The 15,602-nt window shown below is 45.1% G+C and carries 11 protein-coding genes; 2 read left to right on the top strand and 9 right to left on the bottom strand.

The window, feature by feature from the left end:
• Positions 1-6: 6 nt before the first annotated feature.
• The 8 genes from MKX35_RS08050 to MKX35_RS08015 all read right to left on the bottom strand — a co-directional run bounded on the left by MKX35_RS08050 (position 7) and on the right by MKX35_RS08015 (position 8,476).
• On the bottom strand, positions 7-738 hold the full coding sequence (locus tag MKX35_RS08050) for a glycosyltransferase (protein ID WP_076300367.1): 732 nt from the start codon (positions 736-738) through the stop codon (positions 7-9).
• Positions 735-1,937: a hypothetical protein gene (locus MKX35_RS08045; protein ID WP_076300368.1), complete on the bottom strand. Its 1,203-nt coding sequence runs from the start codon at positions 1,935-1,937 to the stop codon at positions 735-737. The genes MKX35_RS08050 and MKX35_RS08045 overlap by 4 nt, the downstream gene beginning before the upstream one ends.
• Complete coding sequence (locus MKX35_RS08040; protein ID WP_076285277.1) at positions 1,934-3,388, bottom strand: glycosyltransferase family 2 protein; 1,455 nt, start codon at positions 3,386-3,388, stop codon at positions 1,934-1,936. Before MKX35_RS08040 ends, MKX35_RS08045 begins: the two co-directional genes overlap by 4 nt.
• A gap of 69 nt (positions 3,389-3,457) precedes the next feature.
• A complete protein-coding gene (gene yunB, locus MKX35_RS08035) occupies positions 3,458-4,540 on the bottom strand; it encodes a sporulation protein YunB (protein WP_371915736.1) in 1,083 nt (360 codons plus the stop codon).
• Between the two features lie 145 nt (positions 4,541-4,685).
• Entirely contained in the window at positions 4,686-5,297 is a 612-nt protein-coding gene (locus MKX35_RS08030; protein WP_076285278.1) for a TVP38/TMEM64 family protein, read from the bottom strand.
• A gap of 264 nt (positions 5,298-5,561) precedes the next feature.
• The gene (locus MKX35_RS08025; protein ID WP_076300369.1) at positions 5,562-6,431 is read right to left on the bottom strand and encodes a glycine betaine ABC transporter substrate-binding protein; all 870 of its coding nucleotides are present in this window, start codon (positions 6,429-6,431) and stop codon (positions 5,562-5,564) included.
• A gap of 15 nt (positions 6,432-6,446) precedes the next feature.
• Positions 6,447-7,280: an ABC transporter permease gene (locus MKX35_RS08020; protein WP_042191673.1), complete on the bottom strand. Its 834-nt coding sequence runs from the start codon at positions 7,278-7,280 to the stop codon at positions 6,447-6,449.
• Positions 7,280-8,476 (bottom strand): quaternary amine ABC transporter ATP-binding protein, encoded by a 1,197-nt coding sequence (locus MKX35_RS08015; RefSeq protein WP_042191675.1) that lies wholly within the window; start codon positions 8,474-8,476, stop codon positions 7,280-7,282. The genes MKX35_RS08020 and MKX35_RS08015 overlap by 1 nt, the downstream gene beginning before the upstream one ends.
• A 259-nt stretch (positions 8,477-8,735) precedes the next feature.
• Here MKX35_RS08015 and MKX35_RS08010 point away from each other — a divergent pair, with 259 nt between their 5' ends.
• Positions 8,736-9,296: a GbsR/MarR family transcriptional regulator gene (locus MKX35_RS08010; RefSeq protein WP_042191677.1), complete on the top strand. Its 561-nt coding sequence runs from the start codon at positions 8,736-8,738 to the stop codon at positions 9,294-9,296.
• A gap of 59 nt (positions 9,297-9,355) precedes the next feature.
• Here MKX35_RS08010 and MKX35_RS08005 read toward each other — a convergent pair whose 3' ends face one another.
• Complete coding sequence (locus MKX35_RS08005; RefSeq protein WP_076300370.1) at positions 9,356-14,251, bottom strand: carbohydrate binding domain-containing protein; 4,896 nt, start codon at positions 14,249-14,251, stop codon at positions 9,356-9,358.
• Positions 14,252-14,558: 307 nt separating this feature from the next.
• On the opposite strand from MKX35_RS08005, the gene MKX35_RS08000 reads away from it, so the two are divergent.
• Positions 14,559-15,575, top strand: coding sequence for a LacI family DNA-binding transcriptional regulator (locus tag MKX35_RS08000; protein WP_076285281.1), 1,017 nt, complete (start codon positions 14,559-14,561; stop codon positions 15,573-15,575).
• Positions 15,576-15,602: the final 27 nt, after the last annotated feature.

Here is a 15,602-nt window from a genome sequence, read left to right as displayed (position 1 = left end):
TGAGAACTATTCTTTCCATTCGATCAAATGGGGCCGCTCATCTAGAATGGACTGGTACTGCTCCAGACTCCCCCAGCGCCCCTCTGGATCAAGCTCCATATAACGCGAATATTTAAGTCGAAGCTCTTCCGGCGGAACCGCCCATCCATAATGCTTCACCCGCAGTTCGGCAAGAAAACCCGGCAATACAGAGTAAGAAAGCGGCAGCCTAGGAACATGATGATCCATTTTCGGGAAGAAATAATGAAAATTCGGCAAATATCGGACAAGTGTACGAGTATGCTTCGTATGGATATTCCAATGTTCATCTTCACGATAATGGGTGGTGCCCCCCCAGAAATCAAATAGCCGGAAAGATACCCAGTCATACACATCCTGATCAATCAGCCGTCTCATCTCCCGTTTAGCTGCCTCTTCATAGAACTCATCAGCGTCTACAGACAGGAGCCAATCCGGATTCGTAGATACCGCCAAATCCCATAACGTCTGCCTTAGCTCCCACTCCCGATTAAACAAGGAGGTCTCTAGTGTCACAAGCTTCGTAACCTTGGCAAAAGAACGACATAACTGTGCCGTGTGATCTGTACTTCCATCATCAACAACTACAATATCATCCACAAACTCACTCAGTTCTTCAAGTACCTGCTCCAGATACCTTCCAGCTTCGTTTCGAACCTGCATCATAGCGGTCAAGCGGTTACCTGCTGTTTTGCGGAGAGGCCATCTATGACTACTCATCCCTCCACTCTCCTTTTCAATCGTTTTACCGCCTCTTCTAGATCTGCCATCTCTGATAAAAGCGGCCACGCCTGATTGTCTTGCCCTGCCGCATTCAAGAAGCTGCGTATAGCCTCATGTCGTCTGCCATGTAGCAAGTGTATTGTGCCTTCTATAACCCCATCTACACTTCCCTCCAAATCTTGCTGAAGCTCTAGCGCTTTCTCCCATTGGAAGGTCCGAATATAATTCTGAATCAATAACATCTTCGCCTCTGAGGTAGTGAGCGAACTCAGAATCCGTACTGCCGCAGCTTCATCCTCATTCAAGCGAAACAGCTCTGCCCGGACAAGTTCGTACTGCCCGGAGTGAAGCCAGCCCCGCAGCCTTTCCGCATCCCGCTTCTCCTCAGCTGTAAATGCCGTAATCGTATATTGTTGAACAGCTGTTTCCAAATCCCCAGTCTTACCCTCTATAGCCGAAAAAAAGCGAAAATGTGAATGAAGGCAATCTAAATATTCATACAGCACCATGAGCTCAAAGGATTGCGCCAGATAGCGGTTTGCTACGGAATCCCCCAACAAGTACAGATAGGAAGCTGCCAAGTAATGTACAACAGGTTGACTGGGCAGCTTAGCACACATGGAAATGTAATAGTCCGCCCGCAACTCAAGCTGTATAGTAACCCAATCAGCAGGTGATATCGTTGAATCCTGCCACAAGTTCACTATGGCCTTCCTCCACAGCACCTCATAATCCGTAAGAAAATACAGCCGATCTCCCTGAAAGGTAGCTCCATAGGATTCCTGCTGATCCCCGCCGAGATAGAGCACACCTTCCCTGCGTAAGCTCTGCTCTAGATATATCCGTTCAGATCGGGTGGCTACAAGGTCAGCTTTTGCGCCAAGCAAACCGCTGTATTTATCCCATAAACACTTCTTTTCTTCTTCCGGACAACGTTCTAGTAGAGCCACTACATAAGCTGCCTGCAAGGAGAGAACCTCTGAGAGCCAATAAGGAGAAGAGACAAGAATCGTGTATTGCTTCATGTTCAAAGAATAAATATCTGCAGCCGCAACTGCCCTAATCTGATTGTTAGTCTGCTGCTCATTGGTCATTCGTCCAGCAAAGCAGACCCCTTCCCGGTCGGGAAGAAGTTCTAACAATCTTTTATATTCATAGTCCTCCCAAGAACCTCCGCTTAGAATTAAATATTTCATGGGTGTGCCTCCTTGGAATCGGACAAATCCCCAATATAGCCTATTACCAGAGAGGCATTAGGGTGAAGCAGCAATTGACGGGAAGTAAACTTCCTATTGCTAATCATCCCAGGCACGATCCCTCCTTTGTAAGCAACACGTTCAAGAGGTAGAGTGAGCGCTGAATCTCCCCCTGCAAGCAGATGAACCCCCGCTTCCTCCATTTCAGTCGATAAACTTACGATCAGATCAGCGGAGCCTTGGGTTATGGCCTTCACCACCCGCTCAATATAACGTTTCTCATATTGGATAGAAGTGGACAAATACAGAATGATCTCACTCTCATATAATGCAGATGCGTTCTTTAACGCCCGTAACCATCCATCCTCACCATGAACCGTTATCACTACATCATGTTCGCTAACTGGAAACTCAGGAGCAGCGTCCAGCAAAGTATCTCTGATCCAAATCCAGCGAATATACTTGTAGCTCTGCTGCTCCCGTGCAGCTATCCATTGCTCCTTCAGCTCATCACAATCCCAAGCTTCATCACAATACACTATGGCCGTTACCAACGGAGAAGCTAAGGGTATCCTGCCCAATGGTATAACCGGCTGTGGAAATTTTAAGGATTCAGTAGGCGGTACTAAAAGTCCTTCGTTCTCTATCCCGCTTTCAAGTGCCCATTTCTTGTAGTATGTCTGCCAGCCATTCGTCTGTTTGGATTCGTCCTTCGTTCTCAGGTATCTATCCAGTGACTGAATAGCATGAACATACACAGCTTCACTCAGTGCCAGTTTCGCTCCAATCTGCCGCGCTCGGAGACACCAGTCAGCTATCATGAGATGCCGCGCTTGAAGCGAGGTGTCAAAGCCGCCAATTCGCTGAATCAATTCCTTAGTGAATAGAAGACAAGATCCGGTTAGCACTTCCACCTCGCGCCATTCGCCTTGATACCGCCCAAGACTGTAGCTTACATGCTCAGCTAATTCATGATGAGTACCAAAGTGAAGCCGTTTCTTCCCTTCCCCCCTCTCGGTAGAAGAACGCGGAGCAATGACTCTAACGGAAGCATCATCAAAGGAAGCCCACATTAACTCGCTTAACCAGCCAGGCGATACCATAATCGAATCTTCAAGCAGAACAGCAAAGGTGGTCTCGATATGGGCCAGAGCTAGGTTGGGCATATACTCCTCCTTCTCATAGGGTAGGAAGAGCACTGGTTCCTCTGGCGAGAACTGTCTTGCTAATACCTCCATGGGGAAATCGGGCGTCATTGAAACAGCAATAATGCGCACAGCCACTCCTGAGTAGCGCAGCAACAGGGGTAAACAGACCCTGGCACATTCCATACGGCTAAGCTCAACTACAATAGAAATCCCATCTTCACTTGGCAAGGGTAAAAGTCCGGCACGTTCAAGGAAACCATATCTCCCTGCCAAGCGTTCCATATTCAGCGATTCATGTGACATTTGGACTCACGCTCCATTTATTTAAAGCAACTCTACCTATAGTCTATGAGCGGTTAAGCACGATATCCCTTAATTCCCTCCATTTACACCTTTGCCGCCTTCTTCTGTATGAGCTGCGCCTGTATTCGAAGAATTGGGTGCAGCTGGTGATGAATTGCTATCCTCTTGGCTATTCCCAGGGGTATCCTTGCTCTGATCTGATACTCCATTTTTATCTCCACTTACAGATGGTGCAGGAATAGCAATTCCAGGGGCACTGCTGCCATTAGCTCCGACAGGCTGACCCTGATTATCGTAGTAATACATAGGCACGTCTCCGACGACCATCAAATATGACACAGGAATTTCCGTATCCACTACTTGGGGTTCCATGTCAAAAGGAATAACCACCGCTACCTCCGTAACAATATGGATATAGACCTCAACTAAAATCATATTGATTCCGGCATTTTGCTGGCGAGTGCTGAGTTCAACCTTAACAGCACCTTGCGGTTCAATCTTGATCGGGATATCAGGTCCATAAGAGGCGATGAGAGGACTACCTAGTGCCTGACCGAGCGGAATATATTCTGTCTGATTATGCAAATCCTGCAACGTGGTCTGGATTACCTCTGCTGCTTGCGAAGTAATACGCATATGCTCCGCATAGTTCAACATAAAGCCTGATATTTTCCCGTTCTTATCGGTCTTCCAATCAATTAGTTCCTCCGCATTTCCTCCGTTCGCAACTTGTGAAGTGATCGCTTTATTTATCGACTCTGTTGCGATCTGCTTCACACGAATTTGCGCTAAATGCAAGATAGGTGGCTTCATGTGCAGCTCCACGTATCGCAGTGCTTGTAGTACAAGCACAATCAATACCAAGGATGCAATCAACCAAAATTTGCGCCGGCTTCTTGGCTTACGCGTGTTTCCGCCGGAAACGGTCATCTTTCTCTCTGCCCTACTGGATGATCTCATATGACTTCTACTTCGCTTAGCTTCAAAGCGTGCACTCTGTGGTCTTGCCGCTGCCCTACTAGGTTTTGACTTGAACGCGGAGCTTCTTCCAGAGAACCTCGGCGTCCCGCCCCCATTTATTTTTGGCAGCCGAAGCTGACCTAGATCAGGTAATCTTAGCCCTCGGTTCCCCCATTTTCTTAATCTCCCCATTGCGATAGTCCCTCCCACCTTACGTAGAGGTCAAGCCACCTCCACTTAGTTTAAGGTATTCGGAAAGAAGACAAAAAAGAAGAACGTTCCCTCCGGCGGATAATGCCAAAGAAACGTTCTTCATTTATTTGATGATCAATTAATATTAGTGCATTCTACTCCGTTTATCTTCCTGTAGATGGTCCCAGTGCCGCCGTATAAAGATACCGATTAGAATAGCGATAAACACGGCATACCAAGTAATATATCCATTCCATTCTTCCCTAGGGACAATTAGACTTGAGCCGATCGTACCGAATAGCCAAATGTAAGACAGATTCCCAAGCACGGTTCCCCAAATAAAAGATGATGCTTTTATCGGTGAAACAGCGGACATAAAATTGATTACATTGTTCGGAATAATGGGAATCGTACGTAGAAGGACCAGCGTCCAAATTCCATATCGGTCCAAGTAACGCTGCCATTTGTCATACCTTTTCAGCTTAGACCTCCATTTTCGATCAAACCAATTGTAAAGGTATCGTCGAATGAGGAAGTACATCAGTATTCCACCCAGATTACAAGCCAGCCAACTAATTATCATACCTCCAATAACGTTAAATACAGACACATGGAGGACAATCAAAATTACGAACGGAAAAAATCCTAATATACTCTGCAACAGCGCCAATGGAATCGTCACAAATAAAATAGAGGGTCCACTAAGGCCAAGCGTTTGCAGCAGCCAATCTATCCAGGTATTTATGGTCTCTGTCATGAAGCAGTCTCCTCTCTTGACTCCTTGCAGCAGCTGCCTCCTGATTTACTTCGCTAAAGCATAAGTGTGAGCATTAAAATATATGCAAAGTATATATTTTCCTTTGAATACTTTGCTTATATTCCCAAGAAAAACACCCCTTCCGGGGTGTTTTATTGAATGATTTTGCTTATGAAGTGCATTTGTAAAGAACAGTGGTTAGCGTACAAGTTACACTTTTGTAATCCATTGATTCTTCACATCATACCACAGAATTCTATCTACTTACAATTCTACACCTTGAATCCACGCATTCACTTTATCCGGGTTGTTTTCTACCCAAGTTTTAGCAGCTTCTTCTGGTGACTTCCCACCTTGAACCTCAACCATTACTTTCGCCATGTCTTCTGCTGTCCACTCGAATTGATCCAAGAACTTATAGACATTCGGCATGTCTTCTTTCAGACCTTGACGAACCATCGTATGGATTTGCTCATCCGCACCATATACACCTTTTGGATCTTCCAGATATTTCAGGTCCATATTAGCGAACATCCAGTGTGGTGTCCAACCCGTTACAACGATAGGCTCGTTGTTGTCATAGGCTTTTTGCAGCTCCTGAGCCATCGCTGCCGATGAACTTTCTAGAAGCGTATATTCACTAAGACCATATTCCGCAATAGCCTTTTCAGTCGTCGTCATAATACCAGCACCAGGCTCAATTCCGATAATTCGATTGCTCAATTTACCTGCCAGGTCACTGTTCTTCAAGTCTTCAATAGAATTAATATCCATGTACGCTGGAACTGCTAAACCAACTTTAGTTCCGTTCAAATTAGCACCTAAATCTTCGATTTTCGAACCATACTTCTCTAAATAAGCTGCATGCGTGCTTGGTAGCCAAGCTGCGACCATAGCATCCGCACTACCATCAGCAACCCCTGCCCACATTGGGCCTGCATCTACCTGCAGCATTTCAACGGTAGCTCCAAGCTTAGTTTCAAGTACTTCTTTAACAACATAAGTACTCGCAATTTCGGAATCCCATGCCACATAAGCCAATTTCACTTTTTCTTTACTAGTGGATGAACATCCGGCAATAACAGTAATCATCATAATCACTAACAGGAATAAACCTATATTTTTTTTCTTCATATCTATTTAAAACCCCTATCTCTGTTTTGGTTTTAGTGCGTTCTGCGTTAAACGGTCGAGTAGAATAGCTATAATAACGATAGCAATCCCCGCCTCGAACCCATCTCCTGTCTTAGCCTGCGATACCGCGCGGTATACATAGGCACCTACACCTTGCGCACCGATCATAGATGAGATGACAACCATCGAGAGTGATAACATAATCGTCTGATTGACGCCTGCCATAATCGTTGGCAGTGCGATCGGCAGCTGCAATTTAACCAGCTTCTGAGTTGGTGTTGAACCGAAAGCATCGGCTGCTTCAACTAACTCCTCTGAAACCTGACGAATACCGAGATTGGTCAAACGAATTGTCGGTGGAATCGCAAAGATGATCGATGCAATTACACCTGGAACTACCCCAAGTGAGAAAAAAGATACCGCTGGCAATAAATACACAAATGCCGGCATCGTCTGCATAAAGTCCAAAATAGGCGTAACTGTATTTCTAACCGCATTTCTCTGCGCACACAAAATACCAATCGGTACGCCGATTACTACAGCCAATATCGAGGCGGTTAGAACAAGGGCTAAAGATTGCATCGAAGGTCCCCATAATCCGAGATTATCGATTAAGAGCAGTCCGATTACCGCAAATAAAGCCATGCGCCATTTCCCAATCCAATAAGACAAAGCTGCAATAAGTACGATAAGCACTAATGCAGGCAGGAAGGTCAGCGCACCTTCAATTGCAGAAACCATTCCACCGATTATTGTAGCGATAAAGTCAAACAAGGGGCCACAATACGTAGTTAGCCAGTTTTCCAACCACTCGAGGGCCTTTCCTAAAGGCAGTTTTGGAATGTCCATTAAGATCCTTCTCCTTCCGGTACCGCGTTACCCGCGAGTGCGGAAAGAACGGCTCCCTTAATCACAATGCCCTTTAATTTATCCGCTTCATCTACGACGGCTACAGGCAAATGTGTCTCAGATATTAGTTCAAAGAAATCATTGAGCAGCGTTTCAGGATATACACGAGGGATCTCCCGCCGTGTAACCTCTAGGATGGATTTATTATCCTTTAGTGCCTGTGCTGCGTCCTCAGCTGTAATAACACCCAAGAGCTTGTTTTCTTTGTCTACCACATACAAGCTGAATATGCCGCTATCACGCATTAATTGAAGTGCTACCCGAGGTCCACGCTCAGGTCTAACCGTTTCCGGTTGCCGCATCACATGAGCTGCTGTTAGCACCTTGGACAAGTCCACATCCTCCACGAACCGCTCTACATATTTATTGGCAGGTTGAATGAGAATCTCTTCCGGCGTACCAATCTGCACGATAACACCGTCTTTCATCAATGCAATCCGATCACCAATCCGCAGGGCTTCGTCTAGATCATGAGTGATGAACACAATCGTCTTCTTCACTCTGGACTGCAATTCCAGCAGCTCCTGCTGCATGTCTTTACGGATCAGCGGATCTAGTGCACTAAAGGCTTCGTCCATGAGCAGGATATCTGGGTCATTAGCAAGTCCTCTTGCTAGTCCCACACGCTGCTGCATCCCTCCGCTGAGTTGATCCGGGCGATGATTCTCCCATCCCTTTAGACCCACTAGATGCAATGCCTCCATGGCCCGTTCAGTTCTCTTCTTTTTATCTACGCCCTGAACCTCAAGTCCGTATTCCGCATTCTCCAATACCGTCCGGTGTGGAAACAATGCGAACTTCTGAAACACCATGCCGATGTTCTTGCGCCGAAATTGCCGAAGCTCCTCCGGGTTCATTTTCACAACGTCTTTTCCTTTAAAAAGGACTTGTCCCCCTGTAGGCTCAATCAAACGGTTCAACAAACGAACCAACGTTGACTTACCGCTGCCGGACAATCCCATAATGACGAATATTTCTCCTTCTTCAATGCTGAATTCGGCTTTGTTGACTCCGACCGTCAACTTTAATTCCTGAGCGATCTTTTCCTTCGACCACCCTTGCTCTAATAATGGAATCGCCTTTCCCGCATCATGACCGAATACTTTGGTTAGCTTTTTCACCTCTATAATAGCCATGCCGTCCTCCTTCTCCCGAAAATATATCCGGGTTTAGTTCACTTATAGTAGTGTACCGGACTATTGAAAATTCATGCAAACACCATATACGGATAAAATTTAGTGTACAGTTTTAACTTTACGTACTTTATGTATAGAATACTCTGTTTTACACCAAATTCCTTTCTTCATGATTTCTTTACTTATGGAGGGGGATTTGATTACAATACATTGTATAAGGTTGCAGCAGTCTATCGACCTATTCCTCAGGAGGGACATCATGAACGATTTAGAAGGGTTAACACCCGAACAAATAGAGAAGATTAGTAAGGCCCGTGAACGCGTGATAGACTCTATCGGTAAAAATATGGACCTATACGGCATCACTTTATCCATTGGGCATTTATACGGTTATATGTATTTCAATCAAGGTCCAGTGACACTGGACGAGCTTAGCAAAACAATGGGAATGAGCAAAACGTCCATGAGTACGGGAGTCCGTACCCTCCTAGATCTGAAAATGATCGATAAAGTTTGGGGGAGAGGGACTCGCAAAGACCTGTTTACCACTGTGCCTGACTGGCATCAGAACTTCAGTGATTACTTCTCTATTAAATGGAGAAAAGCCGTCGAAGGAAATATGATTTCACTAGCGAAATCACTTGCAGAAATTAACGATATGAAAAAAGAGTATAGTGACGATAGTAAACTTATGCAGCTCTTAAATACAGATGAAGAGAAGATTACCGAATCCATTAATTACTACCGCTGGTTGCTAAAATTAATAGAATCCTTTGAGAATGGTAAGATCTTCGAATTTATCCCTAAAGAAGAATCTTAATTCCAAAACAAAAAACGACAGTGCTCCTGTAAAAAGGAAAACACTGCCGTTTTTTTCGTTTAACCTTCGATTAAGCTTACATCATCCAAATAGATCGTGCTGCCCGCACTAATTTCATTATTCGTCTCCGTACTGTTTCCATCAATAAGCCCTATTAAAAATACCAGATGAGCCCCTGCGTCTGTCGCACCGTTCATGGTAAATGTGTAGCTGAATTCTTTCATACTCTGGGTCAAAGCTATAAGCTCAGCTTCCATATATTTGTTGTAGTCCCCGCCTTTATGCTCCACAGCTACCTGAATATTACGGTTTACCGTAGAACGGGCCTTAAACTTCAAGGTGTACGTCTTTCCCTGAACAAGCTTGAGGTTTTCGTAATCCACTTGTGCGCTGTAGGCAGCTTGCCCTGTGCCCGTCAGATCTATCGCAAATTCCCCATCTTTTACAGCAGCAGATCCAGTTCCATCAAAATACTGGCTCCACCCTTTAGAATCCACATCAAAGGTTCCATTATCCAGCGTACCGCTTGGTGGGTTCACTGGCGGACCACCTTGTACCTCCCGGACCACAATATCGTCAAAAGAAATCGTATGTGGCGTACTGTTAGCCGTAGGATCAGTGCCCAGCGATTTGCCGATCAGATAATTCAGCTTCAGCGGATTGCTGTTGGACACCATAAATTGTGCGCCATACGTTGCCCAATCGGCAGTAATATCAACCTTAGCTTGAGCGGAAGCTGCAGAAGTATTGGAGTATTCTAGGATGATCTGCCGCGGAACTGTTGATTTCGCCTTAAAGCTCACCTCATACGTTTTTCCGCCTTCCAGTGGGATACCCTCTTGGTAAAATTGTGTATGCCACGCCTCCCATCCTGCTGACGTAATCAAGATTTCTGCCACGCCATCCTTCACATCAAACGCAGAAACACCACCTTCTCCAGACCATGTAGACCACCCTGTCTTACCACTGCCGAACGAGCCATTTATGACTAGATTGTTATCGTTAGCAAGTATCGTCTGAAGCACATATACATTTGCGTAGTGGTCAGCTTCTACAGTGATTGTATAGCTGCCCTCGGATGGAAATACTGCCGCATCGATTGTGATTTTTCCAGGCTGAATGGTGTACTGTTCGGTTTCAAGTGTTATACCATTAACCTTCACTGCAATGATTTTCTTTCTCCAATCCTCATGGTCTATGAAGGTTAGCTCAATCGGCTGCGAAACTCTGTTATTGCTGCTATCGCTTAGTAATTCCTGCGGTTTGGCCGGTGCATTTTTGATTTCAAATTTCACGTTATCAATGATAATATCATGGCTTTGAGGAATACTAATTCCCTCAACCTTTCCAAGCAGGAATTTAAGTGACAATGTGTCCTTACTGCCTTGACGGAATTCGAATGTGTAATGATTCGTTGCTGGTGTGAGCTCTACAATTTTTGTAAACGAAGCCTGATAAGACGCATTTTCAACATTCACACCGATTTTTCGGGCTATGGTTGAACTGGCATCAAACTCCAGCACATAATCTATTCCGCTTGCAGCTTTCAAGTTATTTTGAAACAACATCACGGAATATGGCTGACTTCCCGTATTCGTAATGTTAAACTTCGCTGTACCCTCTGTAGCGGTGGCACTGCTCTGACCGCCTTGCTCCGTCAGTAGACGATCCCAGGCATAAAATTCAGCGTTGAATTCACCATTTACCAGCGGGTAGTAGACAAGTGATGGATCATAATAAAAGCTCGTACGGAGCAACTTGAAGTTATCCAAGATGATTGTATCCACAGCACCATTCAGAAGTAATATGAATTGTCCCTCATGATCTGTTGTACCTGTAAGGTTGGTGAAGCTGGCTTTTATTTCTTGTTCACCTTGGGCTAAGTTAACCGATTGCTGTGCATGTACGCTGCCGTCTTTTCCAAGAAGTTGAACTGTGGCTGTACGTGCAGAGGATATTGCAGCATTAAAGGTAAGCTCATAATCTTGGCCCTGTATGAGCTGAATTCCCTTCTGAAGCAACCGAACTTCGCCACTTTCGCTGCCGCCAATTTTCACATTCAGCTTGCCTTTTTCATCTACTTTAGCGGCGGCCGTTGCACCATTGGCTGTTTCTATGTGCCAATAGCTCATCCGATTGGGCTCACCAAGATCGAAAGTGCCGTTGTACAGATGATTACCGCTACCGAGCGGTGCCTTCGGGCCATCATGATTGAACGGAATACTTTCTATCTCTTCGAGACGAACATTTCCGAACCAAACTGGTGAAGCATTAGTACCCATGTTGAACTCTATCCGTGCTGCAATATCAGAGTTCTCTTTCATTTGAAACATCGTTTCGTAATGGGTCATCTGGGAAGTCAGCTCTGCCTTAAGCGCCGGAGAATAAGCGGCAAAGCCACGTGATTCTCCCCCCGTTAATTTAACGCTAATATTACGTGATACATCTGTTTTCGCATCGAAGCTGAGCTTATAGAATCTACCTTTAGCAACAGATACGATCGCTTGAGGTTGAACGGAATACGCATTGCCTCCAGCATTACTGATATTTACCTTTAGGAAGTTATGTCCCCCAATCGGTACAGTGGAGACAGTAGCATCAGCTCCTGGTTCTTTAAACAAAACCCAGTGTGAAGTATTCGGTATACCCATTCCATTATCTCCCGGAACCTGCTCCGTGAAGTTGTTGTTATAGACAAGGTTGCCGTCAGGAAGTGCTAGCTTTGAGCCTTCCAAGTAAGGTTCCTTATCCAGCGTTACTGGCACCGGCTCACGATACTCACGGCCTGTCAGTTCATAGACTCTGACATAATCAACCTGCATCGATTTTGGAAACACGGTTTCTGGTGTTGGATCACCATCGAAGTTGCCGCCAACAGCTAGATTTAACAGCAGATGGAACTCCTGATTGAACGGTGCTGGATAAGCATTATTCGTAGGCTGCCCATTGCTGATGCTGTACCAGTCATTTTTGGTTAAAAACAGTTCGCCATCTACATACCAGCGAATTTCTCCCGGCTCCCACTCAATAGAATACGTATGGTATTGCTCAATCGTAGAACCTTCCGGGAATACATACTCTTTGCCAGAGTACACATTGTTAGGCCATTCGCCGCCGTAATGGATGGTGCCCGCTACCGTATTAGGTCGGCTGCCCCATCCCTCCATAATATCAAGCTCACCAGAGGAAGCCCAATTTCCGTACTCGTAGTTCTCCGGCAGCATCCAGATCGCTGGCCAGTACCCTTTTCCGGTAGGCGCTTTAGCCCGAATCTCGAATTTCCCATATTTCTTACTAAACAGACCTTTCGTTTTAAGTCGCGAAGAAGTGTACTCCTTGCCACTTACTGCTTCTTTACGAGCAGTAAGCACTAGATTACCATCCTGTATCTTTGCGTTCTTCTCATCACTTGTATACCATTGCTTCTCGTTGTTGCCCCAACCTGGATTGTTAAATTGCGAACCATCTCCAAGGTCATAGGTCCATTTCGTAGGATCAATGGTCCCTTCATTGAATTCATCTCCCCAAACCAGCGTCCATGGATCGTTGGTTGGTGTTGGACCAACATTACCAGAACTGCTTGAGGCTGAAGTTGCTACTGGCAGTGTCGTTTTACTAGTGTTTCCTTTCTTTAATGGCGAGCCGCCAATCGTTACTCCATCGGCTTTGTTATCTATTGAGGTTACGCTTCCGCTGCCTTGAATCGCTGTGCCTCCAGCGCTCGCAGTCAGGATTAACGCGGCCACCTGTGCATTGTTCTCCAGAGTCAATTGCGTTGAGCTGCCCACCGTAAGACTGGCAACAGTTCCTGAGATTCTTAGCAAAGAACCGCTGACTGCTGAGTCTGCCGAGCGAACCGCTGCAAATATCCCTCGAAGTGAGATAATATGAGGAACGACGTTCATCTCAACATCCCCAAAGCCTGCTCCCGTAAGATCGCTACTCTCTTCCAAGATAGCTCCGGATTGCAGCTGCACAGTACCCACAGCTGTTGAACCGCTGGCATAAATTCGAACCTTCCCGTTAAGTTTGGCTACTTGAAGCGGCCCAAGAGAAGTATTGTGTAAGCCAATACTCTGCTCACCGCCACCTCGTACAAACGTAGTCCCTGTTACCTTTACACCTTCAAGCTTCGCATTCCCTTCGGCAATCCCCTCCGTTAAATAAAGATTGCCTTGGATGACAGTATCTTTAAGAACCACATCGGTATGATTAATGATTACATTGCCCTTTACTGTTCCAAGCGAAGTCTCTCCAGATTTTAAGATGAGTCCCGAAACCATTCGATCAGCAAGCTGAGCAAGCTCTGCACGTGTAATTCCGCCCTCAGGCTTAAACAAACCTCCAGGATAACCTTTAATAAAGCCAGCACTCGATAGGGCTGCTATCGCTTTCGCAGTTTCATCACTGACTCCGTTCAAATCAGTGAATGCTACTGTGCTACTTTTGTCCGTATTGAAACGAAACACTTTCTCCAAGGATAGTGCCGCCTCAGCACGCGAAAGCGCATGTGAAGGATAAATATTGTTATTCTTATCACTGCTTAAATATCCAGCTGTAATCCCTTTGGCAATATCACTCTTATACCAGTCTGTAGCCAGCACATCCGCTGGAAGCTTATCCGATTGCTCCTGATAATTAAATATACGATTCATAATAGCCGCGAACTCTGCCTTTGTGACTTCCTTACCCGGTCGAAACGACCCATCGTCATATCCACTTATAATCCCATTTGCGCTCCAACGCTGTAATGGACCTGCAGCCCAATGGCTTGGAGATACATCCGTAAACGCTTTCAATACATCGATTGTTTCATTTTCCACTTTCGTTGCCGCTGAATCAGGTGAGTTTCCCTTTAATGGCTCTGCCGTTGAAGCATTCATGCTCCCAACCGGTGATAGCAGCCCGGTGACAAGGAGCATAGCAGCTATTGCTGCCGTGAAATTCCTCTTCATCCTAAACATCACTCCTCGAATTTCGTAATATTCGTAATTCAAGCGAAGAATCGAAATCGGTTTCGACAATGTTATTGTTGCTTAAATTCCCATATTTGTAAAGATATAATTTTGAATTTTTTTACATTATTTTTTTCGGAATATATCTCAGTATTAAAATATCCGTTTGACTTGTTTCGGTAATAAGAATAGACTTAAAACAACTGTTTTACTCTTCACTCCATTCAAAAAAACTCATAAATAACCGCTCTACTACAGTCTTTCCCCCATATTCCAACTATTAAGCGGAGGGTGGCTTATACTACATATGAATATCAAAATGATTGCCGAAATGGCAGGCGTTTCTGTCTCGACCGTTTCGAAAATTATGAATAATTACAGCGATGTTTCGGAAAAGACCAAGAAAAGAGTCCTAGAGATCATCGAGCAAACTGGATATTCACCATCCAACTCCGCCAAGACACTTGCAACCAAAAAATCAAATCTGATCGGTGTGATTTTTGCGGGTGAGCTTAATGTAGAATTTACGCACCCTTTTTTCGTTGAGGTATTAAACTCCTTCAAGAAACAGATGGGTGTACTGGGATACGATCTCATCTTCTTTTCTAACGAAAAATTTATTAGCAGCGGAGATTACTTCGCGCGCGCTGTTCATTTTAATGTGGATGGCTGTGTCATTATATCTGGACAGAAGATGGAGCCAACGATCCACGATCTGGACATGAGCAGTATCCCTTGTATCGGGGTAGATCTCGAACTAAAAGGGAAAAAGTCAGGCTTTGTTATGTCAGATAACTTCCAAATATCCTCTAAGGTCGTAGAGCATTTTTACCTTCTTGGTTATAGGGAGCTTGGTTTTATAGGAAGTGCCGCGGATTCAGAAATATCCAATCTACGGGAAGCAGGATATACCAAAGCTATCGAAAGTTTCGGTCTCCCTTTGAACCGGCGTTGGTTTGTACATGGCGATGATTTCTTTGAGTCCAGCGGGTATACGGCTATGCAACAATTAATTCAAAGCGGCAGTTTACCAAAGGCCATTTTTGCTGCCTCTGATTTGCTGGCTTTAGGAGCCATCCGTGCATTAAAAGAACATGACCTCCGGGTCCCTGAGGATATCGCCATCATCGGCTGTGATGACATCGAAGCCTGCAAATATACTACACCAAGACTGTCTACCATCCGTCAAAACAAACAACGCCTTGGTATCCTCGCTGCCCATATGCTCTATGACTTGATTAACAATCAGTCAGGTGGCGGTTCATTTGTTGTGGAGCCAGTGCTTGTTGTGCGCGAGTCCTGCGGAAGCCAATTGAAATTTTAAGGTATAACATGAATAAATCCCCTCAAA

This window comes from Paenibacillus sp. FSL R5-0923 (genome assembly GCF_038009145.1).
GTDB lineage: Bacteria > Bacillota > Bacilli > Paenibacillales > Paenibacillaceae > Paenibacillus_AQ.
Note: the sequence above shows the minus strand (reverse complement) of the source record. Positions and strands in the feature narration are given on the sequence as shown.

Coding starts and splice junctions, on each gene's coding strand:
- MKX35_RS08050 (WP_076300367.1), bottom strand. CDS start 738: ATGAGTAGTCATAGATGGCCTCTCCGCAAAACAGCAGGTAACCGCTTG.
- MKX35_RS08045 (WP_076300368.1), bottom strand. CDS start 1,937: ATGAAATATTTAATTCTAAGCGGAGGTTCTTGGGAGGACTATGAATAT.
- MKX35_RS08040 (WP_076285277.1), bottom strand. CDS start 3,388: ATGTCACATGAATCGCTGAATATGGAACGCTTGGCAGGGAGATATGGT.
- yunB (WP_371915736.1), bottom strand. CDS start 4,540: ATGGGGAGATTAAGAAAATGGGGGAACCGAGGGCTAAGATTACCTGAT.
- MKX35_RS08030 (WP_076285278.1), bottom strand. CDS start 5,297: ATGACAGAGACCATAAATACCTGGATAGATTGGCTGCTGCAAACGCTT.
- MKX35_RS08025 (WP_076300369.1), bottom strand. CDS start 6,431: ATGAAGAAAAAAAATATAGGTTTATTCCTGTTAGTGATTATGATGATT.
- MKX35_RS08020 (WP_042191673.1), bottom strand. CDS start 7,280: ATGGACATTCCAAAACTGCCTTTAGGAAAGGCCCTCGAGTGGTTGGAA.
- MKX35_RS08015 (WP_042191675.1), bottom strand. CDS start 8,476: ATGGCTATTATAGAGGTGAAAAAGCTAACCAAAGTATTCGGTCATGAT.
- MKX35_RS08010 (WP_042191677.1), top strand. CDS start 8,736: ATGAACGATTTAGAAGGGTTAACACCCGAACAAATAGAGAAGATTAGT.
- MKX35_RS08005 (WP_076300370.1), bottom strand. CDS start 14,251: ATGAAGAGGAATTTCACGGCAGCAATAGCTGCTATGCTCCTTGTCACC.
- MKX35_RS08000 (WP_076285281.1), top strand. CDS start 14,559: ATGAATATCAAAATGATTGCCGAAATGGCAGGCGTTTCTGTCTCGACC.